This is a genomic window from Campylobacter sp. DY7 (assembly GCF_057802535.1).
This window is the reverse complement of the sequence record NZ_JBYJAU010000001.1, coordinates 213,863-233,518: the sequence shown is the minus strand read 5'-3', so window position 1 is coordinate 233,518 and position 19,656 is coordinate 213,863. Positions and strand designations below refer to the sequence as shown.

Here is a 19,656-nt window from a genome sequence, read left to right as displayed (position 1 = left end):
TATATGAATTTGACTGAAAGAATTTATAAGCTTGAACAAAAAGTTGAGGATTATATATCAAGCAACAATAATGCAATTAATAAGCTTGATGTTATATTAGAACGATTAGAGAAAATAGATGAACTATTTAAAACGATAGGTGGTGAAATAAAAAGTCAAGAAAAAATATTAAAAAGTAATTTTGAAGTATTATCAAAAAGGTTTGAAGAGTATAATGTAAAAAATATCTCTTATAGAACTGAAGAAATTAATAAAATTAAATATTTACAAAACTATATGAATGAAATGTATTTTGCAAGATTGCTTGCAGATAGTGTTGGAAATAGTTTTTGGCTTAAAGATAAATCTATATCTTTATATGGGTGGGCGGCTAATTATAGTTTTATTTATATACTCTTTAGGATTTTAGATAAAGTATCTTTAAATAATATTTTAGAATTTGGATTAGGTCAAACATCAAAATTAACAACACAATACGCTAAATTTAAAAATCAACAATCAAAATTATTTATATGTGAGCATAATGAAGAATGGATTGATACCTATAAAGAAGAACTAGAGCTCAGTGAAAACATTAGCATTAATTTATTATGGTTGGAAGAATTTGAATATGATGGTGGTATTAATGATAAGTATTCTAATCTATCACCACTTATAAGTAATATAAGGTTTAGTTTAATAATTGTTGATGGTCCAGTAGGGTGGGGTAAAAATTTACCTAGAACGAATATATTAGATATTATAGAAAATGATAATTTAGATGATGATTTTATTATTATAATAGACGATAGCTCAAGACAAGGAGAGAAAAATACTATATCAAAAGTTGAGAATTTACTAAGCAATAAAGATATTAAATATACAAAATTTACACGCAGTGGAATCAAAGAACAGACAATTATCGTATCTAAAGGATATGATTTTATTCAATATTTATAAAATTAAAAATTAATTGACATTACATTGTTCAAATACAATAAATATTTAAGGAGATACTATGAAAAAAGCATGTTTAGATATGAATATTTTTGTTTATTTAAAAAATGAAGACTATAAGAGTTATTTTTTAAATAAATATAAAGATACAGAATATGAATTTTTATATTCACCTGCTGTATTAGAAGATACTGGCACTACTGTTTTATTTAAATCTAATTTAAGTCAAGAGAAATTATATGAAATGTATGATGTTTTAGGCATGATTATTAAAGATAGTGCTTATGAAAAAATTACAATTGAAGATTTTGAATTATTTTTAAAATCTATAGGAATTGATGAATATAAGATAAAAACAATATAATATCTACACTTAAGATTATAAGTGAAATCACAAAAAATAAAGTTTTAAGACCTAGTCATACTCCTATAAATTCGCTTTTTATAATAAGCTTCAAGGTTTTTCATCCAAGTTAGAAGATGCTTTATGGTTGAGCGAGCTACAATGTGATATTATGGAAAAAGGATGTTATTTGGAAAAAATTATAGTTAATATAGAAGAACCAAAAGATTTTTTAATTAGAACATTAGCATATGGTTATCGTAATCGTTTAGAGGTAGATCCTATAAATAAAAAAAAATTGTGAGTTATGGAAATATGAAAAAAAAAGATGGTGACACATCTTATAAATATATTTTATCTAGACTTAAAGAAAGATTTGATTTTAAGTTAGATATTGAGTATATGAAAACAAATTATGCTTTTTTTCTAGAAGCACTGATAGAGATAGTATCAAATGAAATACAAAGAAAATATATTCATATGAATGAGGAAGAAAGCATTAATAGAACCCATGATGTAACAAATATTATCTATGGAACATATGCTGATGTTTTGATAACTTCAGATATAAAATTACATAAACAAGCAAAAATAATTTATGATTTATTGGGTATAAAAACAGAAGTGATTTTGGAAAATATCAATAATAAAGATAAAAATCAGTTATAGTATTTAATTTATTAGATTATTTATGAGTGTTACGGCATTGCAAGGTGATTTTATTTTGGGATTTAAATATCTAGGGTATAAAACAATAACCCCAGCTATTAATTCATCAGTGCTTAGTTTTCTATCACGGCGAGATAGGATTTCTGGGGTTATGTTTTTATCAATTGTAAGACCCCAGCCAGCATAAAACGGAGCTCCGTAAGTTACTACTATTTTATCACGGATAAGTGCATCATAACCTGCTGTTGATGTGATGGTATGTACCTCATCACAAGCTTTTATACAACTATCTATACTAATATCAGTTATGATTTCATCACAGTATTTAAGAATAATTTTCTCATCCTTAAGTCCCTTACGATTACCAGCTACTACATCAGGATGAACTTTATAGATTATATAAGCTTCTGGATTTTCAGTCCTAACTTGCTTGATAAGTTTTAAAGTATTATATCCTAAACCACCACATTTTATAGATGCATCATCTTCAACTTGCGCTGGGATTAATATTGTTTTTTGCTCTCTTTTTGGTAATTCTTTATGTTTTAAGCAGTTATATTTAGAAAATGAATTATCTAAGATTAGTTTTCTAATTTTTTTTGCTTCTTGTATTAATTCATCGCTAAAATTAGTATTTCTTAGGATATATTCTAATCTACTTGGAGTATTTGGGTCAAAATAAATCCCCATATCATCAACAACTAATGAGTATGCTTTAGTTAAATTTGAACCAAGCCCAATTGAGCGTATGAAACCATCTTCTACAATACTAACATTCTTAAAATACTTTTCGAGTTCATTTTTGTCATATTTTTTACCCCAAATGAATGCTTTATCGTTTTCTGTAATCTTATACCGCTTTAAGGCACTTAAAGAGTTCATAAAAATTATTTTATTATTATCTGATTTAAAAAAATGCTTTGTATGAGCTCTTTTCCATAAAGAAAAGCCAAAGAAAAATAATCTTCCTGAATTAGCCTTATAAATTTCTCTAAACCAAACTATTGTTTTCATAGTATCAAATATATCTGAAATCTCTTCAGAATATGGGTTATAATATTTTGTATACAAAAAATACATTGCATAAAATATTTCTTCAATATTTCTTACTTTTATTCTACGCTCACATTTTTGTTTATCTTTTGTAAGCCCCCATCCTGCATAAAACGGCATTCCATAACACACACATTCACACCCGCAAAGTAAAGCTTCAAATCCCATTGTTGAAGTCTTTGTATAAACTTTTTTAAAGTTTTTGAGAAGACTTATTGGATTATAACTATCGCTTATGATTTCGCATTCTTTTGGTATTTTATTTATATTTATATCACTTTGTTTTTTACCACTTAGCACATCTGGATGAATTTTTATATATATTTTAGAATTAGGATTTTCTTTAATTGCATCTTTTATTATGTCAAGCGAGTTAACATTATTAGCTAAGCCATATTTTAAAGACAAATCATTTGCGCTTTGTAAAATTACCAAAACATTATCTTTATTTCCTAATTCAAATTCTTTGTAAGCATTATTATATTTGCTTATATTATTATCTATTAGATATTTTATAGCTTTTTTTGCTTGCTCTAATTCATCTTCGCTAAATTCATAAGTATTTAAAATATTTTCTAATCTACTTGGAGCAGTTGCATCATAGTAAATCCCAATATCATCAAATACTAATGAAAAGCTATTTTTATCGCTAATACCAAGCCCTAAAGAACGAATAAGACCATCTTCAAGTAAGCAAAAATTAGCATTATTTTTTTTAGCTAATTCTTGAGCTATTTTTCCGCTTTCTTTTCTTCCCCAACCATAATAAACATTATCAAGGCTAGCATCACGCCAAGAAAGATTTAAAAAGTTTTTAACATTTTTACGAAGTTTATATTGTCTAAAATATCTAATAATCATAGTATTAAAAGCCCCTTTTTTCTAGGGGCAAAATTATTTTTTACTTTCTTTTAATGCAATGTGTAATTCGTTAAGTTGAGCATAAGCAATTTTGCTTGGTGCATCAGTCATCAAGCATTGTGCTCTTTGAGTTTTAGGGAATGCTATTACATCTCTAATTGAGCTTGATTTTGTAACTAGCATTAATAATCTATCAAGTCCTATCGCAAATCCACCATGGCTAGGTGCTCCATAGCTTAAAGCATCTAATAAAAAGCCAAATTTTTCTTTTTGTTCATCTTCACTAATTCCAAGTAATTTAAATACTTTTTGTTGGATATCACTTCTATGAATTCTTATACTTCCACCACCAAGCTCAACTCCATTTAATACTATATCATAAGCAACAGAGCTTATTTCATCAATTGGTGCATCAATATTCTTTGGCATTGTGAATGGGTGGTGCATTGCTGAATAAGTGCCATCATCGTTTTGCTCAAACATAGGAAAATCAACAACCCATAAAAACTCAAATTTATTTTCATCAATGATTTTTAACTCGTTTGCTAAGAATAATCTAAATCTTCCCATATAATCCAAAACAGTTTTTTTAGCACCAACGCCGAAGAACACTACATCTCCTACATTAAAATCTGCTTTTTCTTTTAAGAAATTTATAAGCTCAGCGCCTTCATCATCAAAAAACTTAGTTAATGGTCCTTTTGGTCCATCCTCTTTCATTTGAATAAATGCTAGACCTTTAGCGCCAAATTTTCTTACATATTCTTCAAATCCTTGCATTTGGCGTTTTGAGAAAATATTATCTCCATTTTTAACAACGATTGCTTTTACACGATTTTTCTTAGTATCTTTTGCAGGCTCGCTAAAAATAGCATTATTTGATTTTGCAAAAATGTGTGCTACATCAATCATCGGCATATCAAATCTAAGATCAGGCTTATCACTTCCATAGCTTTCCATTGCGTCATTATAAGTCATTCTTCTTACATTTTCAGGCATTGTTATGCCAACACTTGCAAATGTTTCTCTTAAGAAAGTTTCAGCATTTTGCATAACCATTTCTTGATCGCAAAAACTCATCTCAACATCTATTTGAGTAAATTCAGGCTGTCTATCAGCTCTTAAGTCCTCATCTCTAAAACACTTTGCGATTTGAAAGTATTTATCAAATCCTGCAACCATTAAAAGCTGTTTGAATAATTGTGGGCTTTGTGGTAGTGCGTAAAATTCACCTTCATGCACACGAGATGGAACTAAATAATCTCTTGCACCTTCAGGTGTAGCTTTTGTTAAAATCGGGGTTTCTACTTCCATAAAACCTAATTTTGTTAGAGCATTTCTAGCTGCTGTTGTAATAATTGAACGCTTTTTAAAATTATCTAATAATTTTGGATTTCTAAGGCTTAAAAATCTATATTTAAGTCTTAATTCTTCATTAACATTTAAATCATTTATATCAAAAGGTAGTGCTTTTGCAGCATTTATTAATTCAACTTCTTCGCAAACTATTTCTATTTCGCCAGTTTTTAGTCTTGGATTTACTAACCCTTCTCCTCTAGCTCTTATTTTACCTTTTGCACTTATTACATATTCATCTCTTAAAGTGCTTGCAATTTCGTGAGCTTTTTTGCTAATTTCTGGGTCGCATACTAATTGAATAATACCTTCTTTATCTCTTAAATCTAAGAATACAACTCCACCATGGTCACGATATGAATTAACAAAACCTGCTACAACTACTTCTTCATTAATATTTTTAATACTTAGCTCAGTGCTATAATGTGTTCTCAATTTTTTTCCTTAATTAATGATTTTTTATAAAATTATATTGTTTTTTACTCAAAAATTGTAAATTTATAATAAAAAATATAAGAAAAGATTATGAAAAATAAAGAAATTAAGAAAATTATAATATTTTGCAAACTTGGTTTAGAAGATAGTTCTGAACTAAAACATATAAAAAATTTTTTAGAACATAAAAAAATAGAATATTCTCTATATATAAATAATAGAAAAGATAATATTAATTTTGATTTAGAAAATGTAAGTTTATTAATTTCCTTGGGCGGAGATGGGAACATTATTTCAGCTTGTAGATATTTGGCTAATACAAATATTCCTGTTTTAGGTGTTCATGCTGGAAATCTAGGCTTTTTAACGGAGTTTCAAATCAAGGAATTTGAATTAGGAATTAGTGATTTCATAAATGGCTCTTATAAGCTTGAAAGACCTTTTTTATTAAGTGTTCAAATAAAGTTAAAAAATGGCAAAGTCTTACAAAAATATGCTTTTAATGACGCGGTATTTAATAGAGCAAATCATTTATTATTAGCTGATATTAAGACAAGTTTTAAGGGAGAAATTTTTAATAATTATAATGCCGATGGACTTATAATCTCAACTCCAGCAGGTTCAACTGCATATAATCTTAGTGCAGGTGGCTCTATTGTATATCCACTTAGCCGTGTTTTTATGCTAACTCCTATATGTTCTCATTCGCTAACTCAAAGACCTATTGTCCTTCCTAAAAGCTTTTTTATAGATGTAATTAGTTCAAACTGCACTCTTAGTATAGACGGACAAGAAGTATTTAATAAAGATGAATTTATAAGTGCTAGAATAGGGCTTAGCAATGTAAGAGCTAATATTATTAGGAAAAAAAATAGTTCTTATTTTAAAGTTTTAAATGAAAAGCTACATTGGGGAGAAATAAGATGATAGAAAGATTATATTTTACAAATAATATAACTTTTGATGAACTTAACTTAGATTTTAAAAATGGGCTTATTGTTTTTACAGGTTCAAGTGGAGCTGGAAAGTCAGTGATTTTTAAAAGTATTTTAGCTGCTTTTGGGATTTTTGAAAGCACTGCAAATCTTTTAGAAATTAGCATAGATGATAAGATTAACGATGAAAGCATAGAAAATGCTAATCCTAATGTTTTTAGAGTAAAAAAAGATAAAGTAACAAGATATTTTATAAATAATCAAGCAGTATCAAAAAAAATAATGAGCGAATTAAATGCTAGTAATATTCGTTATTTATCGGCTAAAAATTATGATGATTTTGAGCCTAGTTATTTACTTAAAATGCTTGATTTAGTGGTTATAAAAAAAGAAGCGAATTATGAAAATATTTTAAATGAGTATAAAAATAATTTTAAAAAATTAGATGATTTAGAAAAAGAATATAATAAATTATGTGAAGATGAAAATAAAATTAATGATTTAAAAGAATTATTAAGCCTAGAAATAAGAAAGATTAAAGAAATTAATCCAAAAAAAGGCGAATATGAAAAACTTCTTGAATTAAAAACTAAATTATCAAGAAGAGATAAAATAGAACAAGCTTTAAGCAAATCAGAAGGTATATTTTCTTATGAAAATAGTGTATTAGAATTATTAAGATTAGCTAATATTGATAGTGAATTTTTTGTAAATGCTATGAGTGAGCTAAATGATATTTTCAATGATTTAAATAATGAAAGCAGTGATTTAAATATAGAAGAGATTTTAAATAGGCTTGAAAAACTTCATTATCTTGTTAAAAGATATGGCAGTGTAGAAGATGCTTTGATTAGTTTAGAAGAAAAGGAAAAAGAATTAAATATTTATGAAAATATTGATTACGAAAAAAGCCATCTTGAAAAAGAGCTAAAAGCATTAAAAAATAAGCTTTTAAGCGATGCTAGAAATATTTCTAACATAAGAGCAATTTATTTGAAAGAACTTGAGTGCAAAATTAATGATTATCTAAATTTGTTATACTTAGACAAAATTGCTCTTAAACTAGTGGAATTTGAATTAGGAATTAGCGGTATTGATAGATTTGAAATCAGCTTAAATAAAGCAGGGTTTAAAGAGATTAGTTCTGGTGAATTAAATAGATTAAGACTTGCGTTTTTAGCTAGTTTTGCTGATTTTATTGATTATGCAAATGGTTATATATTCTTAGATGAAATTGATGCTAATTTAAGTGGAAAAGAGGCTATAAGCATAGCAAATGTGATAAGTAGATTAAGCAAGCATTATCAAATTTTTGTAATAACTCATATGCCTTGGATTTGTGCTAAAGCAAATCAGCATTTTTTGGTAAGTAAAGAAAACAACAAAAGCTTTGCAAGAGAGCTTAAAAAAGATGAAATTGCAAATGAACTTGCAAGGATGATTAGTGATGAGAGCATTAGTCAATCAGCCTTAGATTTTGCAAAAACCATATTAGAAGGAAAAGAATGAAATTATTATTAGTAGATGATAATAAAATGTTAGCTAAAGCAATAGCAAAAAAAGTTAGTGGAGCATTAAATTGTGAATTTGATATAGCTTATGATTTTGCAGAAGCTAAAGAATTAATAGATAATAATGAATATTTTGCTGCATTGCTTGATTTATGTTTGCCTGATGCTATGCATGGTCAAGTTGTTGATTATGCGCTTTCTAAAAAATTACCAAGTATTATTTTAACTGGTCTTGATGATGATGCTACTAGAAAAAGCTTTATGGATAAAGATATAGTTGATTATGTTTTAAAAGAAGGTAGTGAGTGTGTTGATTATATTATTGATATTATAGAACGCTTACAAAGAAACGAGAATACAAAAATAATTGTTGCAGAAGATTCAATGGCTATGAGAAATATTATTAAAAATATTCTTCAAGCTTATAAATTTCAAGTATTTCCAGCAGCACATGGAGCAGAAGCTTTAGGATACTTAGAGCAACACCCTGATGTAAAACTTATTCTAACAGATAAAGAAATGCCAGCAATGAGTGGTGAAGAGCTTATTAAAGAAGTTAGAAAAGAATATAATAAAAATCAATTAGGCATAATAGTTCTAACAGCTCACGGAAGTGATGATGTAGGTGTTAGAATGTTAAAATCAGGTGCAAATGATTTTATTCAAAAGCCGTTTTCAAGAGAAAATATGATTTGTAGAATCAATAATAGTATTGATTTGATTTACTATTCAGAGCAATTAAAAGATGCAGCTGCAAAAGATTTCTTAACTAAACTAAATAATAGAAAGAGCTTTTTTGAAGCTACAAAAGATTATTATTCTAAAATAAATGATGATGTAGATTTTGCTGTTTTAATGATAGATATTGATAAATTTAAAAATATTAACGATACTTTAGGCCATGCAGCAGGAGATAGCGTAATAGTTCAATGTGGACAAACTTTACTTGAGCAAGTAAAGGGTGGAGATATGGTTGCTAGATTTGGTGGTGAAGAATTTTGCTTGCTAATAAAAAATATTAAAAAAGAAGATGCTATTAAAATGGCAGTTAAAATTAGAAGTGCAATAAAATCAACCCCTGCTATTTATTTAGATAAAACAATCAATTTTACAGCTTCAATAGGTGTTGCAGTTGGCTCTAAAAAATCAGAAATTGAAGAAATGATTAAAAAAGCTGATGAAGCTTTATATGAAGCTAAAAATAACGGCCGTGACAGGGTTGAGATATACAATGGTGATTGATGTATATTATTGATACACATACGCATTTAGATGATGATAGATATGATGATATCTTAGATGAAGTTTTAACCAATGCAAGTAATGATGGGGTAAAACTTCATATAATCCCAGGTGCTGATATAAAAACTTTAAAAAAAGCTTCTAATATTGCTAATAAATACGATAATGTTTATTATGCAGTAGGGGTTCATCCTTATGATATTGTTGATTTTAATTTAGATTATTTAAGAAGCTTTTTAGAAGATAAGAAATGTATAGCAATAGGTGAATGTGGATTAGATTATTACAGAAGTCCTAGTGAAGAAGAAAAAGCCTTACAAAAAGAAGTATTTATTAAACAAATTGAGCTTTCAATAGAAAAAAAACTGCCGTTAATTATACATATAAGAGATGCGAGTGCTGATTCGCTTGAGATTTTGAAAAGCTATAAAGAAGCTTTTGGAGTTTTGCATTGTTTTAATGCTAGCCCAATATTGCTTGAATTAAGTGATAGATTTTATTATGGAATCGGTGGTGTTTTAACATTTAAAAATGCAAAAAATTTAGTTGAAATACTTCCTAAAATTAGATTAGATAGGTTACTTATCGAAACAGATTCACCTTATCTTACCCCGCATCCTTTTAGAGGAACTTTAAATGAGCCAAAATATTGCACATTGGTTGCACAAAAAATGGCAGAATTATTAAACAAATCAATTGAGGAGATAACAGACCTAACAACAAATAACGCAAAAAATTTATTTAAAGGATTAATTTGAAAAAGTTTATATTATTAATAATGATAAATATTTGTTTATTTGCTAGTTTTTCGGTGGATAAATATGATAAACAAGAAAAAATTTTAAAAAGTATTGATGTTGATGTTAAATATTTGCAAGATCAATCATTCATGGAAATTTTTTACGACATGAGTGAGCGTGAGGTGCTTTATTTTACAAAAGTTTTAAATGAAGCTAATATGAATATTCCTATCATTAAAGCAATTTTAAAAAAAGAAGGTGTTCCAGATGTATTTTTATACCTTGCAATGGTTGAGAGTAATTTTAAAACAGATGCAAGATCGGGTGTAAAAGCTACTGGAGTTTGGCAGTTTATGGAGCCAACGGCTAAGAATTTTGGCTTAAGAATTGATAAATTTGTTGATGAGAGAAAAGATGTGGTTGCTGCTAGTGTAGCTGCTGCAAAATATCTACATAAATTAAAAGATGAGTTTGGCAAATGGTATTTGGCAATTTTTGCATATAATTGTGGAAATGGCTGTGTTAGAAAAGCTATTAGAAATGCGGGAACAGATGAATTAAATGCTTTGCTTGATGAAGAGCAAAAATATTTACCTAAAGAAACTAGAAGATTTTTTAAAAAGATTTTAAGCACAAGTTTAATAGCTGAAAATGATATTGCTAAATATGGAGATATTTATTTATTAAATCAAGTTATGGCTTTAAATATAGGCAAGGTTGAAATAAAACCAAATGAAAGTTTGCAATTAGTAGCAAATAAAGCAAAAATGAGTTTATCAGAATTAAAAGAATTAAATCCACAATTTAAAGGTAATTACGCACCTCCATATCCATATTATGCATATTTACCAATAGAAAAAATAGCTAGTTATAAAGACAATAAAAGTTCAATTAAATATGCTAAAAATAATATAAAAAATGTTATAAGTTATAGAGTAAAACAAGGCGATACTTTATATGCAATTGCTAAGAAAAACAATGTTAGCACAAGCACTTTAAAGGCTTATAATAATTTAAAAGATGATAGAATTGGGATTAATCAAAATCTATTAATTCCTATTTTAGATTTTGATAATAGCAAGGAGGCTAAAAATTGAAAAAGTTTTTAGTATTTGCTAGTTTTCTTGCTTTATTTACTGCCTGTTCTAGCACTCCTGCTGCAAATTATGGAGTAGCTAAACCAAATACTCCTGCAACTATGAGACCATATACTATTAATGGTAAAACTTATTATCCTAGTAAGGTAAATATAGGCGATACTGAAAGTGGAATTGCTAGTTGGTATGGACCAGGTTTTCATGGCAAAAAAACTTCTAATGGCGAAACATTCAATACTAATTCAATGACAGCAGCTCATAAGACCTTACCTATGAACACTATGGTAAGGGTTGATAATCTTGAAAACGGAAGAAGTGTAATCGTAAGAATTAATGATAGAGGTCCATTCGTAGCTGGTAGGATAATTGATTTATCAAATAAAGCAGCACATGAAATTGATATGACAAAAAAAGGAACTGCTAGAGTAAAACTTACAGTTTTAGGTTTTGATCAAGTTAATTTTAAAAACCAAATTCCTAATTCAAATTCTAGTTTTTCACAAGCTCTAAATAGTGTAACAGGTGGCGATTTTATGATACAAATAGGAGCTTTTAAAAATTCAAGTAATGCTTATAATTTAGCTCAAAAATATGCAAATTATAAAGGTTATACAAGTAAGGTTTTAAACTCAAGCGATGGATTTTATAGAGTATTTTTAAAAGGATTTAGAAGCGAAGAAGAAGCTAGAGATTTTATTAATTTAGCTAATTTTTTAGGTTCTTTTATATTTAGGGAGTAATTATGATTAAATTAGTAATTTTAGATGTTGATGGATGTTTAAGTGATGGAAAGATAATTTATTCTCCAAAAGCTGATTTGATTAAAGAATTTAATGTAAAAGATGGAGCAGCTATTTTAAAGGCAAAAGAACTCGGTATGAAGTTTGCAATTATTACTGGAAGAAGTTCTGATGTTGTATTAAATAGGGCTAAAGATTTAGGAATTGATTATGTTTATTGTGGCATTAAGGATAAATTAACTTGTGCTAAAAGCTTGTTAGAAGAATTAAATATAAATTTTAATGAAGTAGCTGCGATAGGCGATTATTACAATGATTTGGATTTATTAAAAGCTGTTTTTTTACCTTTTATACCAAATGATGGTATTAGAGTATTTGGAAGAGTTTTAAATACAAAAGGTGGAGCAGGTTGTGTGCATGAAATGTTAGAAATTATTTATAAAGAAAACAATCAAACAAGGCAGTGGCTTAAGTGTTAGTAAAAACCTTTAATATTATTTTAGTTTCAATGTTATCTATGCTTTTTTTTATTATTATTCAAAAGCCTTATGAATTAGACAAGATGAATTATAAGCTAGATTTTAAAAGCCTTGAAGCTAATGATATTATAGGTTATGAGATTGATACAAAACTAAAAACTCTAGCCTATGCAAAGCAATATTACAAAATAGGCAATCAAGATAATTTATTAGATTTTGAAGTTAAAAGCTTGGATAAAGAATTAAGTGCTTTAAAAGCTACAAAAGAAAATGATGAAATAATTTTAGAAAACAAGGTAATTTTTAAAGATAAAGAAATTAATTTAGAAAGTGAATATGTAAAATATTTAAAAAATCAGCAAATATTAAGCTCAGATACCAAAACCAAAGCCACTTATAATGGTAGTTTAATTAATGCTAATTCTTTTAAATATGATTTAAAAACACAAAAGCTTGTATTAGAAGAGGTAAATTTATGTATAGAAAAATAGTTATTGTTTTATTTTTCATATCTAGTTTATTAGCGCAAAAAATTGAAATAAACGCAAAATTATTTGAAGGCAGTAAAGATAATCAAACAGGTGTTTTTAGTAAAGATGTTAGTATAAAACAAGGCAACGATTTTTTAAATTGTCAAGTTTTAACAATAAAAACAAACAAAGATAACAAAATCTCAAGCTATGAAGCAAGAAGCGTTACAAACTTTTCAATTACTATGGCTGATAGTGTTTTTAAGGGTAGGGCTGATAAGATTTTTTATGATGTGAATAAAAACTCTTATGAGCTAAGTGGCAATGTAAAAATCAAAGAAAATAATAAAGAACTAGTAGCTGATTATATATATATTAATCAAAAAGATGGAACTTATAAAGTTAAGAGTAATAAAGAAAATAAACCTGTTAAATTAATATTTGAGATAGCAAAATGAATATAGTAAGTGCGAAATTTTTAATATCATGTGAAAAATATTTTCAAACACAAGAATATGATTTAAGTGAAATTGCTTTTTTGGGTCGTTCAAATGTCGGTAAAAGCTCACTAATCAATGCTTTAGCAAATCATAAAGGTTTAGCAAAATCATCATCAACACCAGGAAAAACTCAATTAATTAATTTTTTTGAAGTTACATTTGCCGATAAAAAACAATTAATTTTAATAGACTTACCGGGTTTTGGTTATGCTAGAGTTTCTAAGGATAAAAAGGCAGCTTGGAATAAAAACTTAAATGAATTTTTACAAAAAAGAAAAGAAATAAAATGCTTTATTCATTTAATTGATTCAAGGCATGATAATTTAGACATTGATGAAGGTGTTTTTGATTATTTACAAGACTTTATAAGCGAAGAGCAAGAGTATATTAAAGTATTTACAAAGATTGATAAATTAAATCAAAGCGAGTTTTCAAAATTAAAAGCTAAATATAAAGATGCTATTTTTGTTTCAAGTTCAAATAAAAAAGGAATTGATAAATTACAAGCAAAACTATATGAGTATATAAAATGAAAGAAAGATTAAATCTAAGTTATTATTTAGGTTTTTTCATTCTATTTTTTTACCAAATACTTTGCTCTATTGTGTTTTTATTACCGCCTTTATTTGGTGTATTTTTTGTTTATTTAATCATACATTTTAATAAAAAAGGCTTTGATAGGACAAGTTTATTTATAATTTTATATTTTTGTTTTATTGAGCTAACTCATGGCTTATTTTTATTTTGCACTACTATTTCGTTTTTAATTTTTTATTATTATTTTTATAATAAATTAATTTATAAATTAAAAAATAGAGATATTTTAATAATACTTTTCATAATTTTTGTATATGGATTTAATCTAATTTTAAACCTTGCATATTCATATATTTTTGAAGTAGGGCATTTAAATTACGATATTATTTTTATTTATTATATTTGTTTGGAATCTTTGCTAGCCATAGTGCTTTTTAGGGGAATTGTTTGAGATTAAAATTTGTTGTATTTGTAATACTAAGTTTTTTTATTTTATTAATAGCTAGGGTTTATTGGCTTAGTATTTATAGCAACGATTATTATGAAGAATTAGCTTTAAAAAACTCAACAAAAGAAGAACTAATAGCTCCTATTAGAGGTGCTATTTTAGATAGAAATAACACCCCTTTAGCAGTTAATCAATTAGGATTTTCTATATCGTTAAAACCTCATCTAAAACAAGATGATTTAAATAACACTATTAATAAATTACAAGAATGCTTAAGTGATATTGACTCTGAAAAAATTACTAAAATTTATAAAAGAGAAAATAGCTACTATAATCAAGATGAGATTGAAATTATTGATTTTATAGAATACGAAAGTTTAAATAAATGCTATTTTAAGCTTAATTTAGATGAAAATATTTTAATAAAAGCTAGTTTTAAAAGATTATATCCATACAATTCTTTAGCAAGCCACATTATAGGTTATGTTGCAAGAGCGAATTCTGATGATATGGTAAGCAATGATGTAGTAAAAGTTACTAAAAAAATAGGAAAAACCGGAATAGAAAAATACTATGATGAGATACTGCAAGGAACACCAGGCAAAAAAGTAACAAAGGTTAATTCTATAAACCAAGAAGTAGAAGAAATAGAGTTTAAAAAGCCTATTATGGATAATGATATTAAGCTTACAATTGATATTAGAATGCAGCAATTTTTAGATGAGTTGTTTAAAAATATAAGTGGTTCAGCTGTTATTTTAAATATTGAAGATGGCTCTATTTTAGCAGCAGGTTCATACCCTGAATATAATCTAAATCCATTTGTAACAGGCATTTCTCAAGAAGAATGGGATATGATGATACAAGATTTAGATCATCCTTTCACAAATAAGATTATAAATGGTCGTTATCCTCCAGGCTCGGTTGTAAAAATGGGTGTAGGATTATCGTTTTTGCAAAGTGGAAAAATTGATGCAAGCACGACTTTTACTTGTGCTGGGACATTTAATTTTGGTGGAAGAAAGTTTAGATGCCATAATGTTTATGGTCATGGAGTAATGGATTTAAAATCAGCTATTAGATCAAGTTGTGATGATTATTTTTATAAAGGAAGTTTAAGGGTTGGAATAGCTGATATTAGTGCAACTTTGTATAAATTAGGTTTTGGTAAAAAGACTGATATAGATTTGCCACTTGAGAGTGTTGGAATTTTACCAAATAAAGCTTGGAAAAGCTCAAGATATAATCAGCCTTGGTATCAAGGAGAAACACTAATTACAAGCATAGGTCAAGGCAATTTCTTAGCAACTCCTATGCAAGTTGCTGTTTATACTGCAAAACTTGCAAGTGGATATGAAATAAAACCACATTTTATAGATGAAATTAATAAAGAAAAAATCGTATTTGAAAAAAAGGACATTTTTACACCTAGCGAAAAGCAAGATTTAAAATATTTGCGTTTAGGAATGTTTGATGTTGCAAATAATATTAAAGGAACAGGTTATAAGCCTTTGTTAGAAAGTAAAATAACTCTAGCAGCAAAAACAGGAACAGCTCAAGTAGTAGGAATCTCTCAAAGTGAAAAAAAGAGAATGAAAGAAGAAAATATGGAGTATTACACAAGAAGTCACGCTTGGATGAATGCTTATGGTCCTTATGAAGAGCCAAAATACGCTGTTGTTGTATTAGTTGAGCATGGAATGCATGGGGGCGCAACTGCAGGTCCTATTGTTGCTAAAATTTTTAATAAATTATTAGAACTTGGATATATTGATGAAAAGCATATTAAAACTAAAAAATAACAAGAATTTGAAATAGGAATTAAATCTAAATTCCTATTTCAAATTCTTTAATTTAAATCAAGGTTTATTATGTTTAAAGCTTTTTATTTTTCAAAAAAATGGGTTATTTGGGCTTGGGGCGGTAGTTTATTTATTTTATTAGCTATTTATTCTCAAACTTTATTAAATGTAGAAATTAATAACTGGTATAAAAATTTTTATAATATCTTACAAAATGCTCCACAAAATAGCACTTACGAGCAATTTATGAATGATTTGATAAAGTTTTTATTTATTGCTTTACCTTATATATTAATCGCTACTTTAACTTCGTTTTTTTCAAGGCATTTTGCTTTTGCTTGGAGAGAAGCGATTACTTTTTCTTATCTTAAAGCTTGGCGAAAAAATAATGATTATATAGAAGGTTCATCACAGCGTATTCAAGAAGATATATATAGATTTGCAAAAATTGTTGAGAGTTTGGGGATTGATATTATTAAAGCCTTTATGACTTTAATAGCTTTTGTTCCTATTTTATATACTTTAGGAACTAATTTAGTTTTACCATTTTTTAACAATCAATTTGGGCTTATAATTTGGGCTTTTACGATGAGTATTGGTGGGCTTATGATATCTTGGTTTGTTGGAATAAAGTTGCCTAATTTAGAATATAACAATCAAAAAGCAGAAGCAGCATTTAGAAAAGAATTAGTATATGCAGAAAACGATAGAACTAATCATGCTTTACCTGAAACAATGCTTGAGCTTTTTACAGGACTTAAGTTTAATTACAAAAGATTGTTTTTACATTATGGATATTTTGATATTTGGCTTTATATGTACGAGCAATTTATGGTTATTTTTGCTTATTTGCTTGTTGGAGAGAATTTATTTTTAGGAATTATTACTCTTGGAGTTTTAGTGCAAATTAACAATGCTTTTAGTAATGTTCGCTCAAGCTTTAGTGTGCTTACTAAAAACTGGACTACCATAACTGAATTAAGAAGTATTCACAAGCGTTTAAAGGAATTTGAAGAACATATTAATTATTAAGAGCTTTTTTTGCTCTTAAATATATTTTTTACTAAGCTCTACATATTCTAAAGCTTGATTTTTAATAGCTTGTATTTCATCTTCGCTTAGAGTTCTTATTAGCTTGGCTGGTGAGCCTTGAATAAGTGAATTTGGTGGGAAGGTTTTATTCTTTGTAACCAAAGAATTCGCTCCTACAATTGAGTTTTCTCCTATATTTGAACCATCCATTATAGTGCTACCCATTCCAACTAAAACATTTGAATTAATAGTGCAAGCATGGATTATGCAGTTATGTCCAATCGTTACATTATCACCTATAATACAATCAATTTTTGGACTAATTTCTTTACCTTCACTATCCTTTAAAGCCCTTGCTACATGAATTGTAGAATTATCTTGTATATTTGTATTTTTACCTATTTTTATACTTGCTACATCAGCTCTTACAACAACTCCAAACCAAATAGAAGAATTCTCATCTATAAAAGTATCGCCTATAATGCAAGAATTATAGGCGATAAAAACTTGGCTTGAAATTTTAGGATAAAAATTATCGTATTTTATTAACATTAACTCTCCTATATTATTTTTTTATTTTAATAATAACAAAAAAAGGAGATTTGATGAAAAAGATTTTTATACTTTTTGCTCTAAGTCTTACGCTTTTTGCACAGAGTGTAGCACAAAATAGAGCCAATAAGATTCAAGATGCAAGACTTTTTGTAAAAGCTTGGGATGGTAATGTATTTTGTCTTGGGCCAAAAATAGTAGGAGATAGAACATTGCTTGCAATGTTGCCTTGCAAGGATGTTAGAACCTCAAGATATGATTTATATAAAAGATTAGCTTTTAGATTTAATGATAACTGGTTATGTGCAAGTTTAAGTGATGATATGAAAAGAAACAGAAAAACAAGTGATTATGTTGAGCTTAAGCCTTGTATTTTAAACGATGATTCTCAGTGGTTTAATATAAAAGATGAATTTAGTTTAAGTGCTTATCCTAAGACAAAAATTACAGAAAAAAACTTTTTAGTTGTTGCAACAAATAATAATTTTGGAAATAAATTAAATATATTTAAAGAAGTGATGAAAGAATGGCTAGAGGCTACTCCACCACCTGTAAATTATGCTCTTAAAACTCCGATTTATTTTCTAAATCAAACGGGCAATAAAGTAGAAAGATTTTATTTGAATAAAAATGGAGCTAGTAAAACGCCATTTAATTTTTATTATGATACCTTTACAGGAAAAATAGCTGTTTATAATCCTAAAAGCGCTAGTTTTGAATGTCTTGAAAGTAATTTAAATAATAAAGACTTTACCTTTATAGGATTTAAAAAATGTAATTTTGAAGATAGAGAAAGTCAATTTGCTTGGAATTTTAATTTATTTGAAAATTCTTTTATAGTAGATAGCAAAAATAATTTATTAGATGTTGCAAGAGGCGGAGATTTTGGTAAATTATTTATAGTAACTAAAAAATATTATAAAGAAAATTTAGCAGCTAGCAAACAATCAAATGGTCAATTTTTCTTTGATTCAAGTGTTTATCAAATAAGAAATTATAATGCTAAAAACTCTACATTTAGTGCTAATAAATGTGGAAATGAAAGAATATTTAAAAGAGATATTAGAAGTGATGCTTTAGCTAATTTTAATCCATTGTTAGCAAATTGGAAGGATAGGCTATTAAGAATCGCAAGATCTACCGATAGCAGTGGTGATGCGAGTGGCTTATGTGGAATTTGCATGCTACAAACTTATGAAATAATTTCTTTGCTTACTCATGCTTATGTTGAAAATCCTGATTTAGAAAGCTCTAATATAGGTTTATTGTTTGATTATGCAGACCATACAAGTCCTTTTATCTCATTTCAAAGACATAATCCTGCATCATATAATTCAATGCAAGAAGCTTTAGAATTATGGGGTAATGAGCTTGTATTTGGAGAATCTTTATATTCAAGAGGTGTTAGAGCTATGTGGGCGCTTACTAGTGGAGTATTGCCTTGGCTTGAGTGGAGTTTAAGTTCTATTAGTGAAGAAGGAGAAATTGATAATCAATTAAGAAGATTATTTAGTGCTCCATTAGGATCTTTATTTATAGGATTATTAAACTTAGAAAATGGTAGAGCTCATGCAGTTCCTATTATAGCAACTAATGCAGGAATTGTAGTAATTCCAACAAATGCAGAAAATATAACAGAAGAAGAATTCTCAAGCCTGATTACTCCTTCTACTAGTGTTTATAATCTAAGAGCATCTTTAAATGCACATGCTAGATATAATATTACAGGCTTAACTCTAATTGGTTTAGTAGGTAGTAGAGAAAATGAATTAGGTGGAGTGTTAAATCAATTTGATTGCACAGGAGATGGAAATCACAGAAGAGGTAATGGAAACTTCTTAAATCCAAACAATGCAAATGCTTGTGGTTTTGGAAGATGTGATTTAATGGAAGTTGATTTTACATTTAGCAGTTAAAC

Annotated in this window: 20 protein-coding genes; 17 read left to right on the top strand and 3 right to left on the bottom strand. The window is 27.5% G+C overall.

Going from position 1 to position 19,656, the window contains the following annotated elements:
• The first annotated feature begins 3 nt into the window (after positions 1–3).
• The 3 genes from AC1B00_RS01150 (at position 4) to AC1B00_RS01140 (ending at position 1,948) form a co-directional block, all read left to right on the top strand.
• Positions 4–939: a hypothetical protein gene (locus AC1B00_RS01150; protein WP_488847723.1), complete on the top strand. Its 936-nt coding sequence runs from the start codon at positions 4–6 to the stop codon at positions 937–939.
• 58 nt (positions 940–997) lie between these two features.
• On the top strand, positions 998–1,300 hold the full coding sequence (locus AC1B00_RS01145) for a hypothetical protein (protein ID WP_488847722.1): 303 nt from the start codon (positions 998–1,000) through the stop codon (positions 1,298–1,300).
• Between the two features lie 459 nt (positions 1,301–1,759).
• Positions 1,760–1,948 (top strand): hypothetical protein, encoded by a 189-nt coding sequence (locus AC1B00_RS01140; RefSeq protein WP_488847721.1) that lies wholly within the window; start codon positions 1,760–1,762, stop codon positions 1,946–1,948.
• A 3-nt stretch (positions 1,949–1,951) separates the two neighbouring features.
• Here the strand turns inward: AC1B00_RS01140 and AC1B00_RS01135 are convergent, their stop codons facing one another.
• Both AC1B00_RS01135 and aspS read right to left on the bottom strand, forming a co-directional pair.
• Complete coding sequence (locus AC1B00_RS01135; protein WP_488847720.1) at positions 1,952–3,862, bottom strand: capsule polysaccharide biogenesis protein; 1,911 nt, start codon at positions 3,860–3,862, stop codon at positions 1,952–1,954.
• A gap of 33 nt (positions 3,863–3,895) precedes the next feature.
• Positions 3,896–5,653: an aspartate--tRNA ligase gene (gene aspS / locus AC1B00_RS01130; protein WP_488847719.1), complete on the bottom strand. Its 1,758-nt coding sequence runs from the start codon at positions 5,651–5,653 to the stop codon at positions 3,896–3,898.
• A 90-nt stretch (positions 5,654–5,743) separates the two neighbouring features.
• Between aspS and AC1B00_RS01125 the strand changes: the two genes are divergently transcribed.
• The 13 genes from AC1B00_RS01125 to AC1B00_RS01065 all read left to right on the top strand — a co-directional run bounded on the left by AC1B00_RS01125 (position 5,744) and on the right by AC1B00_RS01065 (position 17,186).
• Positions 5,744–6,580 carry an NAD(+)/NADH kinase gene (locus AC1B00_RS01125; protein ID WP_488847718.1) on the top strand — a complete coding sequence of 279 codons (837 nt, stop codon included), beginning with the start codon at positions 5,744–5,746 and terminating at the stop codon, positions 6,578–6,580.
• Complete coding sequence (locus AC1B00_RS01120) at positions 6,577–8,097, top strand: AAA family ATPase (protein WP_488847717.1); 1,521 nt, start codon at positions 6,577–6,579, stop codon at positions 8,095–8,097. The genes AC1B00_RS01125 and AC1B00_RS01120 overlap by 4 nt, the downstream gene beginning before the upstream one ends.
• Complete coding sequence (locus AC1B00_RS01115) at positions 8,094–9,341, top strand: GGDEF domain-containing response regulator (protein ID WP_239816864.1); 1,248 nt, start codon at positions 8,094–8,096, stop codon at positions 9,339–9,341. Before AC1B00_RS01120 ends, AC1B00_RS01115 begins: the two co-directional genes overlap by 4 nt.
• Positions 9,341–10,099, top strand: coding sequence for a TatD family hydrolase (locus AC1B00_RS01110; RefSeq protein ID WP_488847716.1), 759 nt, complete (start codon positions 9,341–9,343; stop codon positions 10,097–10,099). Before AC1B00_RS01115 ends, AC1B00_RS01110 begins: the two co-directional genes overlap by 1 nt.
• Entirely contained in the window at positions 10,096–11,178 is a 1,083-nt protein-coding gene (locus AC1B00_RS01105; protein WP_488847715.1) for a lytic transglycosylase domain-containing protein, read from the top strand. The genes AC1B00_RS01110 and AC1B00_RS01105 overlap by 4 nt, the downstream gene beginning before the upstream one ends.
• A complete protein-coding gene (locus AC1B00_RS01100; protein WP_239816861.1) occupies positions 11,175–11,918 on the top strand; it encodes a septal ring lytic transglycosylase RlpA family protein in 744 nt (247 codons plus the stop codon). The genes AC1B00_RS01105 and AC1B00_RS01100 overlap by 4 nt, the downstream gene beginning before the upstream one ends.
• A 2-nt stretch (positions 11,919–11,920) precedes the next feature.
• A complete protein-coding gene (locus AC1B00_RS01095) occupies positions 11,921–12,397 on the top strand; it encodes a KdsC family phosphatase (RefSeq protein ID WP_488847714.1) in 477 nt (158 codons plus the stop codon).
• A 38-nt stretch (positions 12,398–12,435) separates the two neighbouring features.
• The gene (lptC, locus tag AC1B00_RS01090; protein WP_488847713.1) at positions 12,436–12,888 is read left to right on the top strand and encodes an LPS export ABC transporter periplasmic protein LptC; all 453 of its coding nucleotides are present in this window, start codon (positions 12,436–12,438) and stop codon (positions 12,886–12,888) included.
• Complete coding sequence (gene lptA / locus AC1B00_RS01085; RefSeq protein WP_488847712.1) at positions 12,873–13,325, top strand: lipopolysaccharide transport periplasmic protein LptA; 453 nt, start codon at positions 12,873–12,875, stop codon at positions 13,323–13,325. The genes lptC and lptA overlap by 16 nt, the downstream gene beginning before the upstream one ends.
• Positions 13,322–13,900 carry a ribosome biogenesis GTP-binding protein YihA/YsxC gene (yihA, locus tag AC1B00_RS01080; RefSeq protein WP_239816857.1) on the top strand — a complete coding sequence of 193 codons (579 nt, stop codon included), beginning with the start codon at positions 13,322–13,324 and terminating at the stop codon, positions 13,898–13,900. Before lptA ends, yihA begins: the two co-directional genes overlap by 4 nt.
• Positions 13,897–14,355 carry a hypothetical protein gene (locus AC1B00_RS01075; protein ID WP_239816856.1) on the top strand — a complete coding sequence of 153 codons (459 nt, stop codon included), beginning with the start codon at positions 13,897–13,899 and terminating at the stop codon, positions 14,353–14,355. The genes yihA and AC1B00_RS01075 overlap by 4 nt, the downstream gene beginning before the upstream one ends.
• Positions 14,352–16,154: a penicillin-binding protein 2 gene (gene mrdA, locus AC1B00_RS01070; RefSeq protein WP_488847711.1), complete on the top strand. Its 1,803-nt coding sequence runs from the start codon at positions 14,352–14,354 to the stop codon at positions 16,152–16,154. The genes AC1B00_RS01075 and mrdA overlap by 4 nt, the downstream gene beginning before the upstream one ends.
• 69 nt (positions 16,155–16,223) lie before the next feature.
• Positions 16,224–17,186, top strand: coding sequence for a putative transporter (locus AC1B00_RS01065; RefSeq protein ID WP_488847710.1), 963 nt, complete (start codon positions 16,224–16,226; stop codon positions 17,184–17,186).
• A gap of 15 nt (positions 17,187–17,201) precedes the next feature.
• Here AC1B00_RS01065 and AC1B00_RS01060 read toward each other — a convergent pair whose 3' ends face one another.
• Positions 17,202–17,738 (bottom strand): gamma carbonic anhydrase family protein, encoded by a 537-nt coding sequence (locus AC1B00_RS01060; protein ID WP_488847708.1) that lies wholly within the window; start codon positions 17,736–17,738, stop codon positions 17,202–17,204.
• A gap of 53 nt (positions 17,739–17,791) precedes the next feature.
• Between AC1B00_RS01060 and AC1B00_RS01055 the strand changes: the two genes are divergently transcribed.
• Positions 17,792–19,654: a DUF1561 family protein gene (locus AC1B00_RS01055; protein ID WP_488847707.1), complete on the top strand. Its 1,863-nt coding sequence runs from the start codon at positions 17,792–17,794 to the stop codon at positions 19,652–19,654.
• The last annotated feature ends 2 nt before the right edge of the window (positions 19,655–19,656 follow it).

What these genes read in the sequence shown, in the direction of transcription:
- AC1B00_RS01150 (WP_488847723.1), top strand. Translation starts at nt 4, where the DNA reads ATGAATTTGACTGAAAGAATTTATAAGCTTGAACAAAAAGTTGAGGAT.
- AC1B00_RS01145 (WP_488847722.1), top strand. Translation starts at nt 998, where the DNA reads ATGAAAAAAGCATGTTTAGATATGAATATTTTTGTTTATTTAAAAAAT.
- AC1B00_RS01140 (WP_488847721.1), top strand. Translation starts at nt 1,760, where the DNA reads ATGAATGAGGAAGAAAGCATTAATAGAACCCATGATGTAACAAATATT.
- AC1B00_RS01135 (WP_488847720.1), bottom strand. Translation starts at nt 3,862, where the DNA reads ATGATTATTAGATATTTTAGACAATATAAACTTCGTAAAAATGTTAAA.
- AC1B00_RS01125 (WP_488847718.1), top strand. Translation starts at nt 5,744, where the DNA reads ATGAAAAATAAAGAAATTAAGAAAATTATAATATTTTGCAAACTTGGT.
- AC1B00_RS01120 (WP_488847717.1), top strand. Translation starts at nt 6,577, where the DNA reads ATGATAGAAAGATTATATTTTACAAATAATATAACTTTTGATGAACTT.
- AC1B00_RS01115 (WP_239816864.1), top strand. Translation starts at nt 8,094, where the DNA reads ATGAAATTATTATTAGTAGATGATAATAAAATGTTAGCTAAAGCAATA.
- AC1B00_RS01110 (WP_488847716.1), top strand. Translation starts at nt 9,341, where the DNA reads ATGTATATTATTGATACACATACGCATTTAGATGATGATAGATATGAT.
- AC1B00_RS01095 (WP_488847714.1), top strand. Translation starts at nt 11,921, where the DNA reads ATGATTAAATTAGTAATTTTAGATGTTGATGGATGTTTAAGTGATGGA.
- lptC (WP_488847713.1), top strand. Translation starts at nt 12,436, where the DNA reads ATGCTTTTTTTTATTATTATTCAAAAGCCTTATGAATTAGACAAGATG.
- lptA (WP_488847712.1), top strand. Translation starts at nt 12,873, where the DNA reads ATGTATAGAAAAATAGTTATTGTTTTATTTTTCATATCTAGTTTATTA.
- yihA (WP_239816857.1), top strand. Translation starts at nt 13,322, where the DNA reads ATGAATATAGTAAGTGCGAAATTTTTAATATCATGTGAAAAATATTTT.
- AC1B00_RS01075 (WP_239816856.1), top strand. Translation starts at nt 13,897, where the DNA reads ATGAAAGAAAGATTAAATCTAAGTTATTATTTAGGTTTTTTCATTCTA.
- AC1B00_RS01065 (WP_488847710.1), top strand. Translation starts at nt 16,224, where the DNA reads ATGTTTAAAGCTTTTTATTTTTCAAAAAAATGGGTTATTTGGGCTTGG.
- AC1B00_RS01060 (WP_488847708.1), bottom strand. Translation starts at nt 17,738, where the DNA reads ATGTTAATAAAATACGATAATTTTTATCCTAAAATTTCAAGCCAAGTT.
- AC1B00_RS01055 (WP_488847707.1), top strand. Translation starts at nt 17,792, where the DNA reads ATGAAAAAGATTTTTATACTTTTTGCTCTAAGTCTTACGCTTTTTGCA.